Source organism: Natronobacterium texcoconense, from assembly GCF_900104065.1.
GTDB lineage: Archaea > Halobacteriota > Halobacteria > Halobacteriales > Natrialbaceae > Natronobacterium > Natronobacterium texcoconense.
Map to the genome: position 1 here is coordinate 611,245 of NZ_FNLC01000002.1, position 18,655 is coordinate 629,899.

Sequence of the window (18,655 nt, forward strand, 5' to 3'; positions counted from 1 at the left end):
AGGTCGGACTCGGTCGACGGCGTTCACTCGGTCTGTCCGCCGATCGTGAGGACCGTGCTGTCGAACGGCATCAAGGTCTCGTCGAACGTCGCGGTCAGTTCGTCGTTCGGGAAGAATCCGATGATGCGTGCCGTCTCGTCGCCGTCGTTCCGTATGCCGTGGGGTTCCATCTCGGGAACGATCGCACACTGTCCGCTCGAGAGTTCGACCGTCTCCTCACCGACCGTCGCCGCCACCGTCCCGTCGGTGACGAGGAGCAGTTCCTCGTTACTGTCGCGGTGAGTCGGGAGGTAGTTTCCGGGTTCGATCTCGATGGAGACGATCATCAACTCTTCGCCGGCTACCTCGCTCGCGTTCGGCATGCCCGGCGTCAACGGGAAGTACCCGCGGACCCGTGCGTGCTCGTCGCCCTCCTGCCAGACGTCCGTCCCCTCGAATCGATAGAGTTCGACTGGCTGTACTCCGCCCTGTTTGACGTTGCCCTCTGTGGCCATCTGTATCCCTCGTGATTCCTCGACTGCGAGCAGCGGGAGAAAGAAACGTCTCGAGCACTCCGTCGTGAATCGGTACAGTATACGCTCGTTCAAAACATAACGATTGTGCACGGTCTGCTGATAGCTGTCTCCTGTGTCACGGAAACCGGTCGGATCGCAATACGGTCGTCGATAGCCGGGATACACCTCTTTACCCCTGGTTCGTGAGAGACCTCCTTGCTATGGGCACAGTAGACGTTGCGATCGGCGTCGACGCGGACTGCGTCGCCGGCTGGCTCGGCTCCTACGGCGGCGAGGACTCCCCGGCCGACCTCTCGAGAGGGCTGGCCGCCGGAAGCGAAGGCATCCCGCGGATGCTCGCGCTCTTCGACGACCAGGATATCGAGACGTCGTGGTACGTTCCCGGCCACACGATCGAGACGTTCCGCAACGAGATCGAGGCCGTCGCTGCAGACGGTCACGAACTCGGCGTCCACGGCTACTCCCACGAGAACCCGACCGACCTCTCGCGAGAGCAGGAAGACGAGATCCTCGAGGTATCGATCGACCTCATCGAGGACGTCACGGGGTCGGAACCGGTCGGCCACCGCGCGAGCTGGTGGGAGTTCAGCGAGAACACGCCGGAACTCGTCCAGAAGCACGGCTTCGACTACGACAGCAGCCTGATGGAACGCATGTTCGAACCGGGCTGGATGCGCGAGGGCGATAGCTGGGAGAAAATCGACTACGACAAGAACCCCGAGACGTGGATGGAGCCGTACCAGTACGGCGAGGAGACCGACGTCGTCGAGATTCCGATCAGCTGGTATCGCGACGACATCCCACCGATGCTGTTCATCAAACAGCCGATCTACCACGCCGGGTACAAGGACCCCGAGATGATGTACGAGCAGTACTACAAGCGCCAGTTCGATTACCTCTACAATCGGCGCGGCGCGGGCGTCTACACGTTCACGATCCACCCGGACATCCACGGACTCCCTCACATGATCCCGCTGTTCGAGGAGTTCATCCAGTACGTCCAAGGCCACGAGAACGCCCAGTTCGTCACGCTCGAGACGGTCGCCGAAAAGTACAGGGAGGATCCGTCGGTGTACGAGACCGAGAGCGACTACGTCTGATCGTCGATTCCCGGAAGTCAAACGCCTCGAGTGGGAGCGCGAGCCGGAATTTCGCTTTCTGTCCGGAGAGATCGCCGGCGAAGACGATCCGTGCTTGCGGAGCCGCTCCCCGCCGCCGTAGACCGGTATCAGAGAGTTAGTTGGGTCGTGCGGACTCACCTCGTCCAGTCGACGCTGGGCTCCGGTGAGGAAAATCGGCGTGACTGGCTGCGGTCACGTCGAGGGAGAAGGCCTCTTTTCTATCGTATCCGTCCCGTGAGTGGGCCGTGTCGATTCCCACGTCGACGCCCCGTTTACGCACTCGCTTTTCTCACGTTGACTCGCTTTCCGCAGCCTGGATTGCTTCGATACCGAACTGTACTACGTCTGGGGAGAGGTCACTGTTCCGAAGCTCATCCGTTGTATACCACTGCCACGATTCCGCGCTTTCTTCACCGTCTTCTGGTGAGATATCACGGCTCGGGACGGTTGCGTAGTAGATGTGGTCGATATGCTGGTGTCCAACGGTTCCGTCGTGGACGTTGATATCGTAGAGCATCTGATGGCGTGGTTGCGGAAGTGCTCTCCCAGCAGGTGCAGAAACGTCTCGAGTCTCATCGAGAAGGTTTGGCTCGAGCCCCGTCTCTTCCCGTACTTCTCGAAGGGCAGCCTCGTGCGGGAGTTCGTCCCGATCAACGTGACCGCCCGGTGGGATCGTGATTCCCAGGTGCTTGTGATCGTGCAATGCGGTTGCGCCGCGATTGACCACGTAAATCGTTCCAGTAAAATGACGAGTCGTCTCCATACCTCCGGTCTCTGAACACGCCCACATATCGATATCGACATCCACTCGTAGATTGGTTCAGTCCTCCTGATCGGCCACGAGACGCTGTTTGTCCCCGTAGTAGACGGGGGACGCACGATGATTACAGAACCCCCGCCATGGAGACGACTACTATAGTAGCCACTGAAAGCCAGTGCGCACCCGATCGCACGACAGCGGTGCGATCGGTGTGCAAACAGTTTCAGTTGTTACTATAATTCGGCTCGTCGCCGTCGTCGCCATCGCCCCACTCGCGTGAGACCGGCGTCTCGCTCGCGTCGATCGTCTCGAGCAGCCAGTCGCTCGCCGCAGCCACCTCCCCGTCGTCCGTTCCAACGACCTTCAACCGGTTGTGTCCCGCCTCGCGGTCGGGGTAGCAGCCGACCGTGACCGCGAACCGGTCCATCGCCTCCTCGAGCGTCGGGACGATGTTCGCCTCCGGTTCGACCGTGTAGAGAAACCGGGAGCGTCGCTCGCCGTCGAACTCGTCCGCGACGGTCCCGAACATGGCCTCGAGTTCCTCGGGGATCCCCGGGAAGACGTAGACGTTCTCGATCACGCAGCCGGGTGCGAGTCCCGCCTCGTTGAGCAGCGGACGGCTCCCCTCGGGGAGTGCGGCCTCGGCTTCGGCGTCGACTGCGAGGTCGTGCTCGGGTAGCTTCTGCTGGATCTCGGCCAGCCGACGTTCGACGTCCGAGAGAGCCAGCTCCGTTACGGCCATGCCGCGGTCGAACGCGTCCGCGACCGCGTCCATCGTCACGTCGTCGGGCGTGCCGCCGATGCCGCCGGTCACAACGACACCGTCGAACGACGCAGAGTAGTCGGCCACTCGATTCGAGACGAGGTCTCGGTCGTCTGGCAGCGAGAGGAGCCGGGTGACGGTCACGCCGCGGTCGGAAAGCTGGGTCGCCAGCCAGTTCCCGTTCGTGTTTACCGTATCGCCAGACAGCAGTTCGTCGCCGACCGTGATGATCGCTACCTCCATCGTCGTTCTACCGGGCAGTTAGCGGTTCGAACGCAAAAACCCAATCGCTGACGTCTCCGGCCAACTCGAGTCCGCCTATAACTCTTCGGGTAACGTCCCCGTCAACGCCTCGCTCGCCGGTGCGAACGAAATCGTCGAACCGAGATCCTGCTCCCGGGCACGCTCGTACAGCATGTGGGCCGCAGCGACCGTCTCGATTCCCGTCCCGCCGCTGTCGAACACCGTGATCTCGTCGTCGCTCGTCCGCCCAGGCGCGTTCCCGGCGACGACCTCGCCCAGTTCGGCGTGGACGTGCTCCTCCGTAATGGCACCCTCCTCGAGCGCCGCGAGGAAGGCTCCGGCGTCGAACGTCGCCCGCTCGCGCAGGTCCGGAACGTACGTCGATCGCTCGACGGTCCGAACGTCGATTTCGTGACTTCCCTCCTCGTACTGGCCCATCGCCGTCACGTGGGTGCCGGAATCCAGGTTGTCGCCGTCGAAGACCGGCTCTTTGGACTTCGTCGCCGTGATAACGACGTCCGAACCCGAGATTGCGTCCGCGCTCGAGTCGACGGGGGTGACGGTCGCCTCGAGAAGTTGGTCGAACTCCTCGGCAAACGCCTCGCGGTTCTCGCGGGTCGGCGAGTAGACGCGGACCTCCTCGAACTCCCGGACGGTCGCGGTGGTGTGGAGTTGGCCACGAGCCTGTGATCCGCTACCGATGACGGCGAGGGTCGTTGCGTCCTCACTGGCAAGTTCGTCGACGGCGACGGCACCGGCGGCACCCGTCTTGAACGGGTTCATGCTCGCGCCGTCGAGCAAGGCCAGCGGTTCGCCGCTCTCGGCGTCGAAAAGCGGCGTCACGAACCAGGCGTCTCCCGCGCCGAAGCCGGCGCCGTACATGTAGCCGCCCATCGCGCCGGTTTCGGGGAGTAAGGCCGCGTAACTGGTGAACATACCGTCGGGATCGGACCGACGGAACTTCTGGCGCGGGTGTGCCGGCGCGCCCTCGCCGACCTGCCGGTAGCCGTCCCTGACGGCCTCGACGTACGCTTCGGGCGTCGCGAGCCCGTCGATTTCGTCGCTCGAGAGAAACAGCGTCTCGGTCATGGAGACTAGAACCGAGGCGAGCAAGAAAAAGGCGGCGTGGTTCTCGAGCCGTGGTGCAGTCGGATGGAGAGCTTCACACGAGGAGGCCAGCGTTTTGTAGTCAAAGATGATAACATATTGGAATAAATATAACTAAGGGGGTTAATTCCCCGAACGCGACTGTCGGGGTCAGGACCTCGGCTGTCTACGGCGACCGATAGAGCGATTGATAGACTGAACCCAATATAGAGTAGATTAAGTTGTTAGACTTATATAAGGAGATAGGTGTCGATCTAATCATCTATGTATCGTTCCATGCTCGCCAGGTGATCGACTGTCGATCACATGCGTCCATCCACCGTTTATTTATAGTCTCAGTGTCGCTATGTCAATATGAATAGCCGATCATCCCGATCGATTTCTCTCGCTCTGTCCGACCGAACCAAGTATGACTGAAACCGACAAACTCGCCGCGTTGTTCGTCGAATCGTCTCGAAATACGGTCCTCTCGTGGCTCCTCGTTCTCGTCCTCGGAGGGAGTCTTTTTGGCGGGATACTTCTCGAGCAGTACGAATCCGTCCTGTTCAGCGCGGTCGCGATCGCTATCATCGTCGCGCCGGCGATCGCGTTTCGCGATCCGACGGTGCTTCCGCCGTGGTATTTCGTCGGGCTAATCTGTCTGCCCGTCCTGTGGGATGCGTTCGGTCCCCAGATGGCGACGGCCATCGTCCCGAGCCTCGCACTCGCCACGCTCGGCCTATTGATGGCGGTCGAACTCCACCGGTTCACGCCGCTTCGTCTGGTCCCGTGGTTCACCGTCGTTCTCACCGTCCTGTTCACCCTCGCGATGGGTGGGCTGTTGAACATCCTCCGCTGGTCGTCCGACGTCCTGTTCGGAACAGCGTTCTTACTCGACGGGCGAACACAGGATGCGATCAACGCGGCGGTGATGATCGAACTCATCTACGTGACCCTGGCCGGGCTTCTCGCTGGTGCAATCTTTTACGCCTATTTCCACACGATATCCGGCCAAACCGACTCCAGAACGGCCGTTCCCTCGGCACGTCAGTCAGCCGAGGAAGACGTCGAAAGTGTCGCTCTCAGCGAACGACTGGGCATCTCGACGAGACGGCAGCGACAACTGGTCCGTGCGATGCAGATCGCTCTCGTCGTCGTCCTCGCCTATGGTCTCTGGACGCTCCAACTCCCCGTCATCACCAACGCCATACTCGCTCTCGTCATTACGTTCATCCCCGCTGTACTAAACCGGGACTTCAACATTACAGTCGAACCCGGACTCGCACTCTGGGTGACGAGTGCCGTATTCTTGCACGCAATCGGGACCGCCGGACTGTACGACGCCATCGCGACCTGGGACCACCTCACGCATACACTCTCGGCCACGGTCGTCGCCGCCGCCGGATACGCCACGCTTCAGGCGCTTCACATCCACGGCGAATCGATCCACCTCCCACGGTGGGCGATGTTCGCGTTCACCCTGGTGTTCATACTTGCCATGGGAGTCATCTGGGAAATCCTCGAGTTCTTCGTCGATCAGGGTGCACTCGTTCTCGGCATCGATCCCGTCCTAGCCCAACACGGCATCGACGACACCATCGTCGACATGATGTTCAACGTCCTGGGCGCGATTATCGTCGCAACATGGGGAACGGTGTACCTCACCGAATTCTCCGACAGTCTCGCAACCCAGCTCGAGGAGCGGTTCGACGCTCGAGAATCGGATTCGTAAGCGACTCCACCTGTTTCAGTTCACGAGGGGACGACATCCCACTCGGGGAGGAACTGGATCGCTTCCAGCAGGCCGTTCGCCACGGCGAGCAGGATCACCATGTAGATCGCGTTCCCGAGTGCCGACAGGAGGACGAACTCACGTCGTGGATACCCGTTCAACCCCGCAACGACGGTCATTAGTCCCCGGAGTCCGGGCGTCGCGTTGGAGAGACAGATCGCTTTCCCGCCGAACCGATCGAACTGACGGTTGATGAACTGCATCCGATCGGGACCGATACGACGTTTGACGATGGCTGGAATGCGATCGAAATACGGGACGGCTCGACCGATTCGCGTGTCCTCGTCGAAGTCGTCGTTGAATCCGTAGTATAGCACCAGTTGTCCCGCCGTCGCAGCCAGCGCACAAATACCGGGGACGAGTAGCATTACCACCACGCCAGGTTCCGTCACGACGATGTACAGGATGAGCAACATCGACGGGTGGAGGAGCTTCCCGATAAACAATCCCTCCAGAAAGTACAGGATCGCGAGCACCGGGACCCCGACCGTGAGGACCAGTTCGGCCAGCGTCGTCTCGAGTTCCATGCGATAGTTCCTCTTCAGTTCATCGTCAGTTAGCTGTTTTGAGACGACGCGTTCGTCGATACGTTGAAGGGGATGTGTCCCTTCTAGAAGGACACGATGATGCTTCCGACCCACGCCCTCGGCGGGATGGCCCTCGCGTTACCGCTGGTAGCCGTGGCGCCGGAACTCGCACCGATCGCACTCGCGGCGGGCTTACTCGGCGGGATCTTCCCCGACCTGGATATGTACACCGGCCACCGCAAGACCCTCCACTTCCCGGTGTACTACAGCCTCCTGGCCGCCGGCGCGACGGTCGTCGCCGTCCTCGTCCCGACGACGATGACCGTCGCCGTCGCCCTCTTCCTGCTCGGGGCCGCTCTTCACTGTGTGACCGACGTCTTCGGGAGCGGACTCGAGTTGCGGCCGTGGGAAGGCAACTCCGAGCGAGCGGTGTACGATCACTACCGTGGGACCTGGATCGCCCCCCGACAACTGGTCCGGTACGACGGTTCGCCGGGAGATCTGCTGCTGTCGGTTACGCTCGCAGTCCCACTGCTGTACGCACTCGAGGGCGTCCTGCAGTGGGTGGTGATCGCGGCGATCGTCGTCGCGGCCGTCTACACCGCATTCAGGCGCATCCTCGCCGAACTCGCTCCCGTCGTCGTCCGGCGGCTGCCGGCGAGCGTACTCCCGTACGTGCCGGATCGGTACCTCGAGGACGTCGGCTCCGATCGGTCCTGGCAGACGGCGGGACGGTAGGATCGGCGAGCGGACGGTACTCGCGTGCCTGTCGTCTACGCGTCGTCGCGTTCCGCGACCGCTGATGTCGGGAGGTCGAACGCGACCCCCGTCTGCTCCGCCGAGACCTGCCACAGTTTTCTGGCAGTTTCACGGTCGTGTGACTGTGCCGCGGATTCCTGGCGGTCGGGCGCACCGCGAACGTTGAGGAAGCCGCCGGGACCGTAGTACTCGCCGCCGTCGACGTCGGATGCCGTTGCAGCGTATACCGTCGGCAGCGCGCCGCTGGCAGCCGACTGTGCGAAGAGGGCGTTGACGATGCGCATGAACGCGAGTCGAACCGTCGAACCGGCCATTTTCGGGCCACGAGCCTGCAGGTTCGTCGCGGAGAGTCCGGGATGGACGGCGACGCTCGTGACGTTACGGTCGGACGCCTCGAGGCGGCGATCCAGTTCGTAGGCGAAGAGGAGGTTCGCGAGTTTCGACTGCCCGTAGGCGGTCCACTTGCCGTACTCCTCGCCGTGCAGGTCGTCGAAGTCGATCTCGCCGCCCTCGTGTGCCATACTCGAGACGGTCACGACGCGGGCGGCGGCGGCGAGGGAGTCGAGAAGCGTTCCGGTGAGCGCGAAGTGGCCGAGGTGGTTGACGCCGAACTGCATCTCGAAGCCGTCCACGGTCTCCCGGCGAGGGATCGCCATCACGCCTGCGTTGTTGATCAGGACGTCGACGTCCGGCACGGTTCCATCCCCGCCGATTTCGGACCTGGCGAGTCGATCCGGGAACGTTCGGACGGACTCGAGGTTCGCGAGGTCGAGTTCGACGACGACGAGCGTTCCGGCGTCGGTTTTCGATTTGATCGCCATCGCCGCGTCCCTGCCGCGGTCGACGCTGCGACACGCCATGACGACGGTTGCACCCTGCTCGGCGAGCATTCGCGTCGCTTCGTACCCGATACCGCTGTTGGCACCGGTGACGACGACGGTCTGTCCGCGCTGGTTCGGAACGTCCGCTTCGGTCCAGCCCATGTACCGATTTGCGAGAGAAGCGGTTTAGGAGTGGCGCTAAGCCCCCTTCCTCAGCGAGCGCCGGAGGCGCAAGCAGGGAGGGGATACAGCGCCGCAAGAGTTTCTTGGACTGTACTACAGCAGGCCCACAGGCTCACGTAATCGTTAATACTTTACGCATGTCATGCATGGTGTGCATACGGTGAAACGGAAGACCATCACCATTCGGGAGGACCAAGACGAGTGGATTGAGGACCAGCACCTCAACCTCTCGTCGTTTGTCCGCGAAAAACTGGACGAACTAATCGAGGAACGCGAGTAGAATGTACTACTCCTACAAGTATCGCCTCGAGCCGTCCGACGCCCAACGCGAGGAGTTGGACCGCCACCGCGATATCTGTAGGCAACTATACAATCACACTCGCTACCGCCTCAACGAGTACCGAGAGGACCACGGCGAACTACCGTCCATGACCACGCTTCGGTCGGAGCTACCTGCCCTCAAAAAGTGGTGGGATGATCTCTCGGACGTGTACTCGAAAGTTCTTCAGACCGTCGTCGAACGACTGTTCGACAACCTCAGTAGCCTTTCTGCGCTCAAGCAGAACGGCTACGGAGTCGGCCAACTCAAGTGGAAGCCACCACGCGAGTTCCGCAGTTTCACGTACAACCAGTCTGGCTTCAAGCTCGACGAGAAGGGCGGTCAGACTGTCCTGTCGCTCTCGAAACTCGCGGACATACCGATCAGACTCCACCGAGAGATCCCCGACGTTCACAAGAGCGACAGCTCTTGTGCAGCCCATCAGAAATCGGAGATTTCTGAGGACGACGCCGCACTCAAACAGGTCACGCTCAAGAAAGAACCGACGGGCGAGTGGTTCGCCGCCTTCGGTGTCGAAGTCGATCGAGAGCCACCGGAGAAACCCGACCGGCTGAAGAACGTTGTCGGGATCGACGTGGGCATCCTCAAGTACGCACACGACACCGATGGTCACGCGGTCGAATCTGTTGACCTCTCGGACGAACGCGAACGGCTCGAGCGCGAGCAACGAAAACTCTCGCGCAAAGAGCACGGCTCGAACAACTACGAGAAGCAACGCCGTCGCGTGGCTGAGTGTCACGCCGACCTGAAGAACAAGCGCCGAGACTTCCTTCACAAACTCTCGAACTACTACGCTCAAGAGTACGATCTCGTGGCCGTCGAAGACCTTGATGCGAAAGGATTGGTCGAACTCGACGGCAACTCTCGGAACCGTGCCGGAGCGGCGTGGGGAACGTTCCTTCAGATGCTCGAGTACAAGTGCGAACGCGAAGGCACGCACTTCGTCGCCGTCAATCCACGAGGGACAACCAAAGAGTGTGCAGCCTGCGGTGTCTCGACCAAGAAACCGCTGTGGGTACGCGAACACGCCTGTCCGTCGTGCGGGTTCACAGCGGACAGGGATTGGAATGCGGCGTGGAACATTCTTTCTCGCGGTATCAAGCAGGTAGGAGCGGGACGCTCCGAATCAACGTCCTCAGAATCGCCGTGCGATTCTGATGGGCTGCGAAAATCGCTGTGCGATTTTCGAACGCCTGTGGAGAGTGCGCTCCCTACGGGAACCACTTCGGTTCCTGCAAAGCGCGTCGTCGAAGCAGGAAGCCCCATCTGCTCACGGGCGCGAAGCGCCCGTTCGCATGGTCCGTGAGACCTTCGGTCTCACGCCACCCTCAAGGAGCGAACGGCGTCAGCCGTGAGCGAGTAGGGTGGGGTAGTTCACGAGTGGCGCTGCAGATCAGACCGTCTCGACGCGTTCGAACAGCGACGCGCCGAGTGCGACCATCGCGACCGACGAGAGTATAAGGACGATACCGACGTCTCGATTTTCGAAAGGAAATCGAAAACAACGACTGGAACGGCGCTCGAGAGGGTTACTGCGGGCTCGGACTCGATCCGCTCGCGGAGCCGACGGTGTTCTGGCCCTGTTCGAAGGCCGTGTCCGTGATCGACCTGAGTCGGTCGACAAGCGAGTCTTTCTTCGGTTCGCCCATCAGGGCGACATCGAGTACTTCGCTGATGTTCGAACACGGGATGATCTCGATCATTTCCTCGTACTCGTCTTCGATCATCACGTCCTGTTCGTTGGCTTCCGGGATGATGACCGTGTTACAGCCGGCTTTCGCGGCTGCTTCGATTTTGTGGGTGACGCCACCAACCGGGAGCACGTCTCCTCGGACGGAAAGCGACCCGGTCATCGCGACCGACTGGTCGATCGGGATATCCTCGAGGGCGGAGATAACGGCGGCCGCCACGGTGATGGAGGCGGAGTCGCCGTCGACGCCTTGCTGTCCGGCCTGGACGAACTGGATGTGGATGTCTTTCTCCGAGAGGTCGACGTCGGAGAACTTCTTGATGATCGCCGAGACGTTCTGGACCGACTCTTCGGCCATCTCTTTGAGTTGGCCGGTGGCGATCACCTTTCCGCCACCCTGGGTGGGCGCGATTTCGGCCATCACGGGCAGCATGATCCCGCTATCTTCGCCCATGACCGCGAGGCCGTTGACGCGGCCTTCGACAGCGTTTTCGGTGACCTGTAGCTCGTAGTCCTTGCGGCGTTCGATGTAGTCGTCTGCGAGTTGCTGTTCGATCGACCGCGAGCGCTGTTTGGCCTGAAGGACGTCTTCGCGGGTCGTGTACTCCCGGTCCTCGGCACGGGCGATGTCGCCAGCGACCCGAACCATTCCACCGAGGCTGCGGAAGTGCAGCGTCAGGTGGTTCTTCCGGCCCGAACGTCGCTTCGCCTCGAGGATGAGTTCCTCGACGGCGTCGGCGGCGAAGTGTGGCAGGCGACCGTCGCGTTCGACCTCCTGGGCGACGAACCGGGCGTACTTCCGGCGCATCTCGGGGGTGTCCTCGATAGTATCCTCCATGTACACCTCGTATCCGTATCCCTTGACGCGGTTGCGCAGCGCGGGGTGCATGTTTTCCATCGCGTCCAGATTCCCTGCCGCGATCATCACGAAGTCACAGGGGACGGGTTCGGTCTGGACCATCGCACCCGAGGAACGCTCGCTCTGTCCGGTGATGGAGAACTCGCCTTCCTGGATCGCCGTCATCAGCTTCTGCTGGGTGCGGATATCGAGCGTGTTGATCTCGTCGAGGAACAGCACGCCCTTGTTGGACTTGTGGATCGAACCCGGCTCGACGCGCTCGTGGCTCGGCGTTCCCATGCCGCCGGACTGGAACGGGTCGTGGCGGACGTCGCCCAGCAGGGCACCCGCGTGGGCACCCGTCGCATCCTCGAACGGCGCCTGTCGCTGGTCGCTGTTGTCGACGAGCAGGTTCGGTACGATCGTGTCCGTCCCCTGTTTCATCTGTCGGAAGATAAACCAGATAATCCCTGCCGCGAAGATACCCAGCAGGAGCGGCCCCACGATGATGGCGTAGACGAGGATCGCTGCGATGATGATCCACATCAGGATCGAGCGCACCCGGTTTCGCTTGTTGGCCTCTTCCCGGTGGGCCTCGACGATCTGTTCGCCCTTGCCGGCAGGGACGGTCCGGATCCTCGGCTCGTTGTCGTCGCCCGGGTTGTGATAGACCAGAACGTCCTGCAAGTCCTCCTCCGGGAGCAGCTGGCTCATCGCCTTCGCAAGCATCGACTTGCCGGTCCCCGGTGAACCGATCATCATCACGTGGCGACGCTGTCTGGCCGCCTTGATGATGATGTCTCGCGCCTCGGCCTGGCCGATGACCTGATCGACGAGCCGATCGGGAACCTCGATGTCTTCGGTCGTATCGATCTGGAGACCACCGAGCAGGTCGTCTTCGGCGTTCTCCTCGTCGATTTCCACCCCCGGATCGACGTCGACCGAACTACCGAGGTCGTCGACGGTTTCGGGACCGTCGTCCGTCTCCTCCTCGGGATCGGTAGACGCGCCCGCGCTCTCGTTCGGGGGGTCTTCGTCGTTCGATGGGGATGCCGACTGATCGTCCCGACGCTCAGGCTGGTCCCTGAGACGTTCTTCCTCGGGAGAATCGTCGACGTTCGTATCGTCACTCATAGAGATATATGGTGCCTGATACAAGGGGACTGGGCCGGATATACTTTCTCCATGTGAGCAGGCATCGGGAACCGAAGTCGAGTATCGGAATTTCGAATTCCTGGAACCGATACCCGGCGTTTGGACGGGCAAGAGTCGTCGACAGAAAACAGATCGAGTGCCTCGAGGTCGTTCGGAAGAGCAACCCTCTTCCGCGAGTCAGGGACCTCTCGAACCACGTGCCCCCGAAGGGTCACGCTCCAGTTCGTCCGAACGGCGGATAGTGGGAGCCGTTTGGCGATACCGACCGCCGGTGACTGGCCAGTCAGCAATTTTTATATAGGCAACTGACTAACTGTTCAGTAAGCAGAGCAGTCAGTTTGTTACGTATGTACAGCTGTAAATATCTCCCGCATTGAACTGATCGATACGGGAACCGCGAGGAGACGGGACACCTCGAGGTCGAGCGGCGAATCGCCTGGCTGGCGGTTCACGAGTCACGAGGTATCGGCTCGAGCGTCGCCAGAAACCGTTCGAGAGTACCGCTGGGTTCGGCGTCCCTCGGTTCGGAATCGACGGCACACAGTCGTCGTTCACGGTCCGGGCCGGGACGACCGTCGGGCGTCGAATAGGGGCCAGCAAGCGATATCATGCCGATGGTTGACGACCGAACGTGACGACCCTCACGTATGTCTCCGGTTGACGCGGTATTGGGCCGGTTACGTACTGCGTCATCGCTCACGATCGTCTGTCACGACGATCCGGACCCCGACGCGCTCTCGGCAGCTATCGCACTCGAACTACTCGCGAGAGAGTCGGGCGTCGAAACCGTCGATATCCTGTACAGCGGGACGATAGCCCACCAGCAAAACCGCGCGTTCGTCGACCTGTTCGACGTCGAACTCGAGCACTACTCGCAGGATCGCTTCGAGACGAACGACCTCGTCGCCTTCGTCGATCACTCCTATCCTGGCCGAAACAACTCGGTCCCGAGAGAGACAGATCTCGATCTCGTCTTCGACCATCACCCGCCGGATCGACCCATCCCGGCGGACGTCGTCGACGTCCGCGAGGAGTACGGGACGACGGCGACGATCCTCGCCGAGTACTTCCGTCGCTCCCGTATCGAGATCACGCCACGCATCGCCTCCGCGCTCCTGTTTGGCATCCATCGGGAGCGACTCGATTTCTACAACCGGCCAACCGATCTCGAGTACGAAATCGGGACCTACCTCCACGGTCGTGCCGATTCGGACCTCCTTCGTGAACTGTACGGTGCGTCGTTCCTGCCGAGTAGCGTGGACGCGTTCGCGAACGTCCTCCACAACCGGGTGCGACGCGGCCCCTGTCTCGTCTCCTGTATCGGCCGGCTAGAGAATCGAGTCGCGCTGGCGCAAGCGGCGGACTTCCTGCTGGTCATCGACGGGATCGAGACCGTCCTCGTCTGTGGGATCGTTCGCGATCAGGTCTTCCTGAGCGCTCGAACGATCAGAACGGATCTCGATCTGAGCGATCTTCTCGAGCGGCTGTTCGGGGACGTCGGGAGCGCCGGCGGCCACGAGGATATGGCCGGCGGACAGCTTCCGCTGGCGGTGATCGACGACGGTGCGACCACCGACGTCGAACTCGTCGCTTCGATGCGGCGGTACGTCGAAGATCGTTTTTTCGGAGCACTGGAGCACTCTACCGGGAAAATCGACGCCTGATAATCGAGTAGTCAGCGAGCGATCCGTGGCGATTGTGGAACGTCACTTCTGGTACTCGTTGGCTCTGTCGTGTCGGTACACCCAGGCGTCCGGATCCTGAACTATTTATGAGTCACCACGGATGGGAGTACTATGGGGGATTCTCCGAAACTGAACCGGTCGGGACCGTCAGGTGACGAACCCGACGATACCACCGAGGAGATCATGCGGGCAGTGTATCGGGCACTCTCGAAGAACGGCTATCCGGAAACGACGATGTCTCAGATCGCATCGGAGTTCGAAAAGAGCAAAGCACTCCTGTACTATCACTACGACGGCAAAGAGGAGATTCTGAACGACTTCTTCGGCTATCTCTGTGAACGACTCGAGACGTCGCTCGTCGAGGAGGAGTACGACGACCCGTACGACCAGCTACTCGCGGTCATCGAACGGGTTCTTCCGGCGGAGATGGACGACGAACAACTCGAGTTTCGGCAGGCGTTTTTCGAGGTTCGCTCCCAGGCACCGCACAATCGATCGTACCACGAACGGATTCAACACACCGATCAGGTCGTCCTCGAGACGTTGACGGAGACGATCGAGTGGGGAGTCGAAACGGGGCGGTTCGTGGACGTCAATCCGGAGCGAGAGGCGGAACTGCTGTTTTCGACGCTCTATGGTGTGATGGAGCGCGCCACCGCGCTCGAGGATCGCGACATCGTCAACCGAAACCGAGAGGCGCTACAGCAGCAACTGGAGCGAACGCTGCTCGAGTCGCGCTGACGGCGGCGGATCGATCGATATCTCCGGATCGAACGCGCGCCGTCGCCTCCAACGGAAGACTTACGGCTGACTAACCATTCAGTCAACCCATGGGTCAGCAGTCGTCACCGAAACGGCCGTGGCTCGCAGCCGGACTGACCCTGCTCGTGACGGGACTCGGGCAGGTGTATCTCCGTCGCTGGTTGCGTGCGCTCGGGTGGGTCGGTCTCGCGATACTCGTGGGGACCGTCGTCGTCCCGGAACCGGCACTCGCCGATCCGAGTTCGGCGACGGTCAGGGAGGTTGTACCGCTTGCCGGCGTCGCACTACTGAGCAGCCTCGACGCGTACGTCCTCGCCCGACAGCACAACTATCGGCTCGAGGCCGAGAGCGTCGACCGATGTCCTGACTGTTATCGAGAACTCGAGAGGGAACTGTCGTTCTGTCCGTGGTGTGCAACCGAACTATCGGGGTCGGCCGAGACTGACAGACAGCGGTCACCGGAGCGGTCCGACGACGGCCGCCCCTGAGGATAGGCGGAAACAGCTGTCCTGGGGCGTGTCACCTCGAAAACTTCGATCGACTGGCTCCGGAACGGGACGCCCGGTCAGTCGTCTGCAATCGCCGCATCGGGCCGGTACGACTGGCTGACCGTTTTCCACTTGTCGGTGCGGAACCGCCAGTAGTTGATGGCCGCCGGGACGGTCGTCTCCGCGAGGAAGGCCAGATACAGCCCCCAGTATCCGAGCGCGGTGGTCGCGCCAAGATACGCAAGCGGAATTGAGACGCAGAACATGCCGAGAAACTGGCTCACGAAGGGGACCTGCGTATCACCGCTGGCGTCGAGCGGCCCCGCTGCTGCGCCGGCGACGCCCTGGAAGACGACTGCAGCACAGGCAGCGTACACTAGATTGACTGCGATCGGAATCGCCGGACTCGCCGGGTCGTCCGCGAAGAGGACGACGATCTGCTCGGCAAAAACCGCGATGAGGATCGCCGAGACGATGTACGTCGCGACGGCAAACCGGATAATATCGCGACCATACGCCTCGGCCGTCCTCTCGTCGTTCTGCCCCAGCGCCTGCCCGACCAGACTCGAGGACGCGAGTCCGAAGCCCCAGCCGGGGGTGTTCATCAGCCCCCAGATCCGGCGGGCGATGACGAAGGCGGCGACCGTGTTCTCGCCGAAGATATCGAGGATGCCGAGCATCGGAAACTCGGCGGCGATCCAGACGAGATTCCGACCGCCGACCGGCAGGCCGATCGTCACGAGATCGCGAATCGTCTCCGCATCGAAGTACGCCGCCAGCGGATCGATGCGAACCGGGAACTCGCCGACACCAGGGAATCGACCGGCACAGAGACCTACGGCAAACGTCGCGGAGACGGCGACGTTCGACAGCACCGTTCCGAGGGCTGCACCGGCGACACCCCAGTCGAGACCGAAGATGAACACCGCGTTCAGCCCGATGTTGGCGAGTGCGCCGCCGGCCCGGACTTGCATCGCCGTGTACGAATCGTCCGCACCGACGAGGACGCGACTGCCGACGAGGTTCAGTCCCGCGAACGGAATCCCGAGCGAGACGACCTGGAGGTACGTCGCACCGTGATCGATCGCCCGTTCGTTGCTGCTGAGCAGGGAGATGAATTCGTACGGAAACAGCCAGAAGACGGCAACGACCGGTGCGCTGACGATGAGAACGAGGACCGTGCTCGAGCGAACGGCCAGTCCGAGTTCGTCGTACGCGTCGGCTCCGTATCGCTGCGAGACGAGCGCGATGGTGCCGCCAGCGACACCACCGCCGATCGCGAAGGCAAGTCCCCAGAATGGTCCCGCGAACCCGACACCGGCGACGGCGGAGATACCGACCGCGACGCCGACCATCGCGACGTCGACGGCACTTTTCGACATTCTCGCGATGCCGGTGACGATTCGCGGCCACGCGAGAATCGTCGTCTGGATCGCACGTTCTCGATCGATCAGTCCAATACGCGCCAGCCCGAGACCTATATAGAGGATCAGCAGACGCAACGGATTCGGAACACGGCTCACGGGTACCGACTGTCGATTGACAGTGGGACAGTAAGGAACTTTGTTACTCGGCAGCCTGTGCAGTCGGCCCGATATGTGAGAGCAGCGAGTGCGACTCTATGCAACAGGCATATATTGAATGAACGGTTAGTAAGCTACGCTGGGTTCGCCAGCTAACCTCACTGCGACGGAGTGATTGCCCCCGCTATAGTCGTAGTGTGGTTAGACGATCGGACGCTATCCGGGACTTCGCCACTCCCGACGCGTTTCGATTTCTCCTCTCCTCTCCTCTCTCCCTGCTGACGTTGCTGGAGTGTGTTTCTGAAGTTTCGATCGATCGTTCCGATGGACTCCGGTAGCGTTCAACGAGGCACACGAACCGATATCGAGCCCCAGTACATGTTCATTATAGAGATTAATATTTAAATAGAGAGTTCAATACCAAGATAGCGATCGACGGTCGGTCGTCGGGAGACAGTCACGTCCGTCAGAACGGCAGTATCACGCTTCGCTTCGAAAGCAGTGCTATCGAGTTTCTCGACGTTTCTCTCGGGTCTTTCGATCCTCTCGGCAGCAGGCCTTTTCTGGGACGGTTCGACTTGGATAGTTTCGGGAGATCTATGGGGAGATAGACGCCGATTCCGGCTTTTCTCCCTGTTGATATAACTGTTGGCTCGAGGCCCCGATCACGGGTTCTGGTTTCGGCAGAAAGCAGACGAAAGTCGGCCTCCCTAAACCAGTAAAATATAGAACAATACGTTAAACCACTCTGGAAGAGTATCATAGAAGAGATGAGCAAGTGACTGCAGAAAATGCGTAGAGCGACGCGGAGTCTCCGATCAACTGATATCGAACTCGAGCACTGTCGACCGGGTAACCTCGAGATCGTTCACGCCAGGAAGGTGGCTTCGCGGATCGGGGATCGAGCATTCGGCGACGTCGAACGTGATCGTTCCCGCTGACTGCCGACAGCGGAGGTAGACCGGGACGATCGAAATCTCGGACGGAATGCCGTCGGCGATGGCGAGAATCGGGTAGACGAGTTTGTGCTTTGCGAGGGATGCTCGCTGGCCGGTTTTGGCTTCGATGACGAACAGTATCCGCTCACCGTCTCGACGTTCGGCGAACAACGTGTCGATCTCGACCTGGCCGCTACGGTGAGTGACGGGCGACTCGAGGCCGCTATGCGGATAGAAATCGAACGTAAACGTGGACCGCCCAGTCGCGGGTGGGGCCAGCGCCCCCGTCGTATCGAGCTCGAGGGCGTGTGAAAGGACGCCGGAAGCGAGTCCGAGATTGACCAGCGACGTTTCGGAGAGCGTCGGGAGGACCGTGAAACTCAGGAGTTGCTCCTGCTCGACGAAACGCGGCACCGTTTCGGTGGCCTGGCCCTCGAAGATCTCGTCATCTTGCAGGAAGAAATCGGAGACGCCGTTCGGTCCGTCGACGAGGAGAAACGCTGTTCCGGTTCCCTCAGGTGCGGAGCCGGTTCGAAGCACCATGACACCTGCATCGCGCAGGTCTGGGGTGAGATCGTCGAGGGAATTCACCGAAATATGTCGCGCTGTGCGGGTGGCCTCGAGGTCGTGCGTAGAGACGTAGTCACGAAACGACATCGGACCGAA

General features: G+C 61.2%; 17 protein-coding genes. 7 read left to right on the forward strand and 10 right to left on the reverse strand.

The genetic code is table 11. From position 1 onward, the window contains the following. Positions 1–23: 23 nt before the first annotated feature. A complete protein-coding gene (locus BLR35_RS10410; RefSeq protein WP_090381374.1) occupies positions 24–494 on the reverse strand; it encodes a cupin domain-containing protein in 471 nt (156 codons plus the stop codon). 221 nt (positions 495–715) lie between these two features. Between BLR35_RS10410 and BLR35_RS10415 the strand changes: the two genes are divergently transcribed. After that, on the forward strand, positions 716–1,615 hold the full coding sequence (locus tag BLR35_RS10415) for a polysaccharide deacetylase family protein (protein WP_090381377.1): 900 nt from the start codon (positions 716–718) through the stop codon (positions 1,613–1,615). 310 nt (positions 1,616–1,925) lie between these two features. On the opposite strand, the gene BLR35_RS10420 is transcribed toward BLR35_RS10415, so the two are convergent. The 3 genes from BLR35_RS10420 to BLR35_RS10430 all read right to left on the reverse strand — a co-directional run bounded on the left by BLR35_RS10420 (position 1,926) and on the right by BLR35_RS10430 (position 4,491). Next, on the reverse strand, positions 1,926–2,399 hold the full coding sequence (locus BLR35_RS10420; protein ID WP_090381380.1) for an NUDIX hydrolase: 474 nt from the start codon (positions 2,397–2,399) through the stop codon (positions 1,926–1,928). Between the two features lie 220 nt (positions 2,400–2,619). Beyond that, entirely contained in the window at positions 2,620–3,402 is a 783-nt protein-coding gene (locus tag BLR35_RS10425) for a competence/damage-inducible protein A (protein WP_090381383.1), read from the reverse strand. A 75-nt stretch (positions 3,403–3,477) separates the two neighbouring features. Then, entirely contained in the window at positions 3,478–4,491 is a 1,014-nt protein-coding gene (locus BLR35_RS10430) for an ornithine cyclodeaminase family protein (protein WP_090381385.1), read from the reverse strand. A 427-nt stretch (positions 4,492–4,918) separates the two neighbouring features. Between BLR35_RS10430 and BLR35_RS10435 the strand changes: the two genes are divergently transcribed. Beyond that, the gene (locus BLR35_RS10435) at positions 4,919–6,220 is read left to right on the forward strand and encodes a DUF2238 domain-containing protein (protein ID WP_090381388.1); all 1,302 of its coding nucleotides are present in this window, start codon (positions 4,919–4,921) and stop codon (positions 6,218–6,220) included. Positions 6,221–6,240: 20 nt separating this feature from the next. On the opposite strand, the gene BLR35_RS10440 is transcribed toward BLR35_RS10435, so the two are convergent. Further along, positions 6,241–6,807: a DedA family protein gene (locus BLR35_RS10440; RefSeq protein ID WP_090381391.1), complete on the reverse strand. Its 567-nt coding sequence runs from the start codon at positions 6,805–6,807 to the stop codon at positions 6,241–6,243. Between the two features lie 96 nt (positions 6,808–6,903). Between BLR35_RS10440 and BLR35_RS10445 the strand changes: the two genes are divergently transcribed. Next, on the forward strand, positions 6,904–7,545 hold the full coding sequence (locus tag BLR35_RS10445) for a metal-dependent hydrolase (RefSeq protein WP_090381393.1): 642 nt from the start codon (positions 6,904–6,906) through the stop codon (positions 7,543–7,545). 35 nt (positions 7,546–7,580) lie between these two features. Here the strand turns inward: BLR35_RS10445 and BLR35_RS10450 are convergent, their stop codons facing one another. Then, entirely contained in the window at positions 7,581–8,549 is a 969-nt protein-coding gene (locus BLR35_RS10450; RefSeq protein ID WP_090381396.1) for an oxidoreductase, read from the reverse strand. A gap of 302 nt (positions 8,550–8,851) precedes the next feature. Here BLR35_RS10450 and BLR35_RS10455 point away from each other — a divergent pair, with 302 nt between their 5' ends. Continuing rightward, positions 8,852–10,216 carry an RNA-guided endonuclease InsQ/TnpB family protein gene (locus BLR35_RS10455; RefSeq protein WP_090381398.1) on the forward strand — a complete coding sequence of 455 codons (1,365 nt, stop codon included), beginning with the start codon at positions 8,852–8,854 and terminating at the stop codon, positions 10,214–10,216. Positions 10,217–10,439: 223 nt separating this feature from the next. On the opposite strand, the gene lonB is transcribed toward BLR35_RS10455, so the two are convergent. Beyond that, entirely contained in the window at positions 10,440–12,572 is a 2,133-nt protein-coding gene (lonB, locus tag BLR35_RS10460) for an ATP-dependent protease LonB (protein WP_090381400.1), read from the reverse strand. A gap of 668 nt (positions 12,573–13,240) precedes the next feature. On the opposite strand from lonB, the gene BLR35_RS10465 reads away from it, so the two are divergent. The 3 genes from BLR35_RS10465 to BLR35_RS10475 all read left to right on the forward strand — a co-directional run bounded on the left by BLR35_RS10465 (position 13,241) and on the right by BLR35_RS10475 (position 15,528). Continuing rightward, entirely contained in the window at positions 13,241–14,257 is a 1,017-nt protein-coding gene (locus tag BLR35_RS10465; protein WP_090381402.1) for a DHH family phosphoesterase, read from the forward strand. 132 nt (positions 14,258–14,389) lie between these two features. Further along, positions 14,390–15,019, forward strand: coding sequence for a TetR/AcrR family transcriptional regulator (locus BLR35_RS10470; RefSeq protein ID WP_090381405.1), 630 nt, complete (start codon positions 14,390–14,392; stop codon positions 15,017–15,019). An 89-nt stretch (positions 15,020–15,108) separates the two neighbouring features. Then, positions 15,109–15,528, forward strand: a complete 420-nt coding sequence (locus BLR35_RS10475) for a DUF7575 domain-containing protein (RefSeq protein WP_090381407.1) — start codon at positions 15,109–15,111, stop codon at positions 15,526–15,528. 77 nt (positions 15,529–15,605) lie between these two features. Here the strand turns inward: BLR35_RS10475 and BLR35_RS10480 are convergent, their stop codons facing one another. The 3 genes from BLR35_RS10480 to BLR35_RS10485 form a co-directional block, all read right to left on the reverse strand. After that, the gene (locus BLR35_RS10480) at positions 15,606–17,051 is read right to left on the reverse strand and encodes an MATE family efflux transporter (protein WP_090381410.1); all 1,446 of its coding nucleotides are present in this window, start codon (positions 17,049–17,051) and stop codon (positions 15,606–15,608) included. Between the two features lie 466 nt (positions 17,052–17,517). Further along, complete coding sequence (locus BLR35_RS20265) at positions 17,518–17,814, reverse strand: hypothetical protein (RefSeq protein ID WP_139169269.1); 297 nt, start codon at positions 17,812–17,814, stop codon at positions 17,518–17,520. 55 nt (positions 17,815–17,869) lie between these two features. Continuing rightward, a complete protein-coding gene (locus BLR35_RS10485) occupies positions 17,870–18,580 on the reverse strand; it encodes a DUF6997 domain-containing protein (protein ID WP_244510225.1) in 711 nt (236 codons plus the stop codon). Positions 18,581–18,655 lie beyond the last annotated feature (75 nt).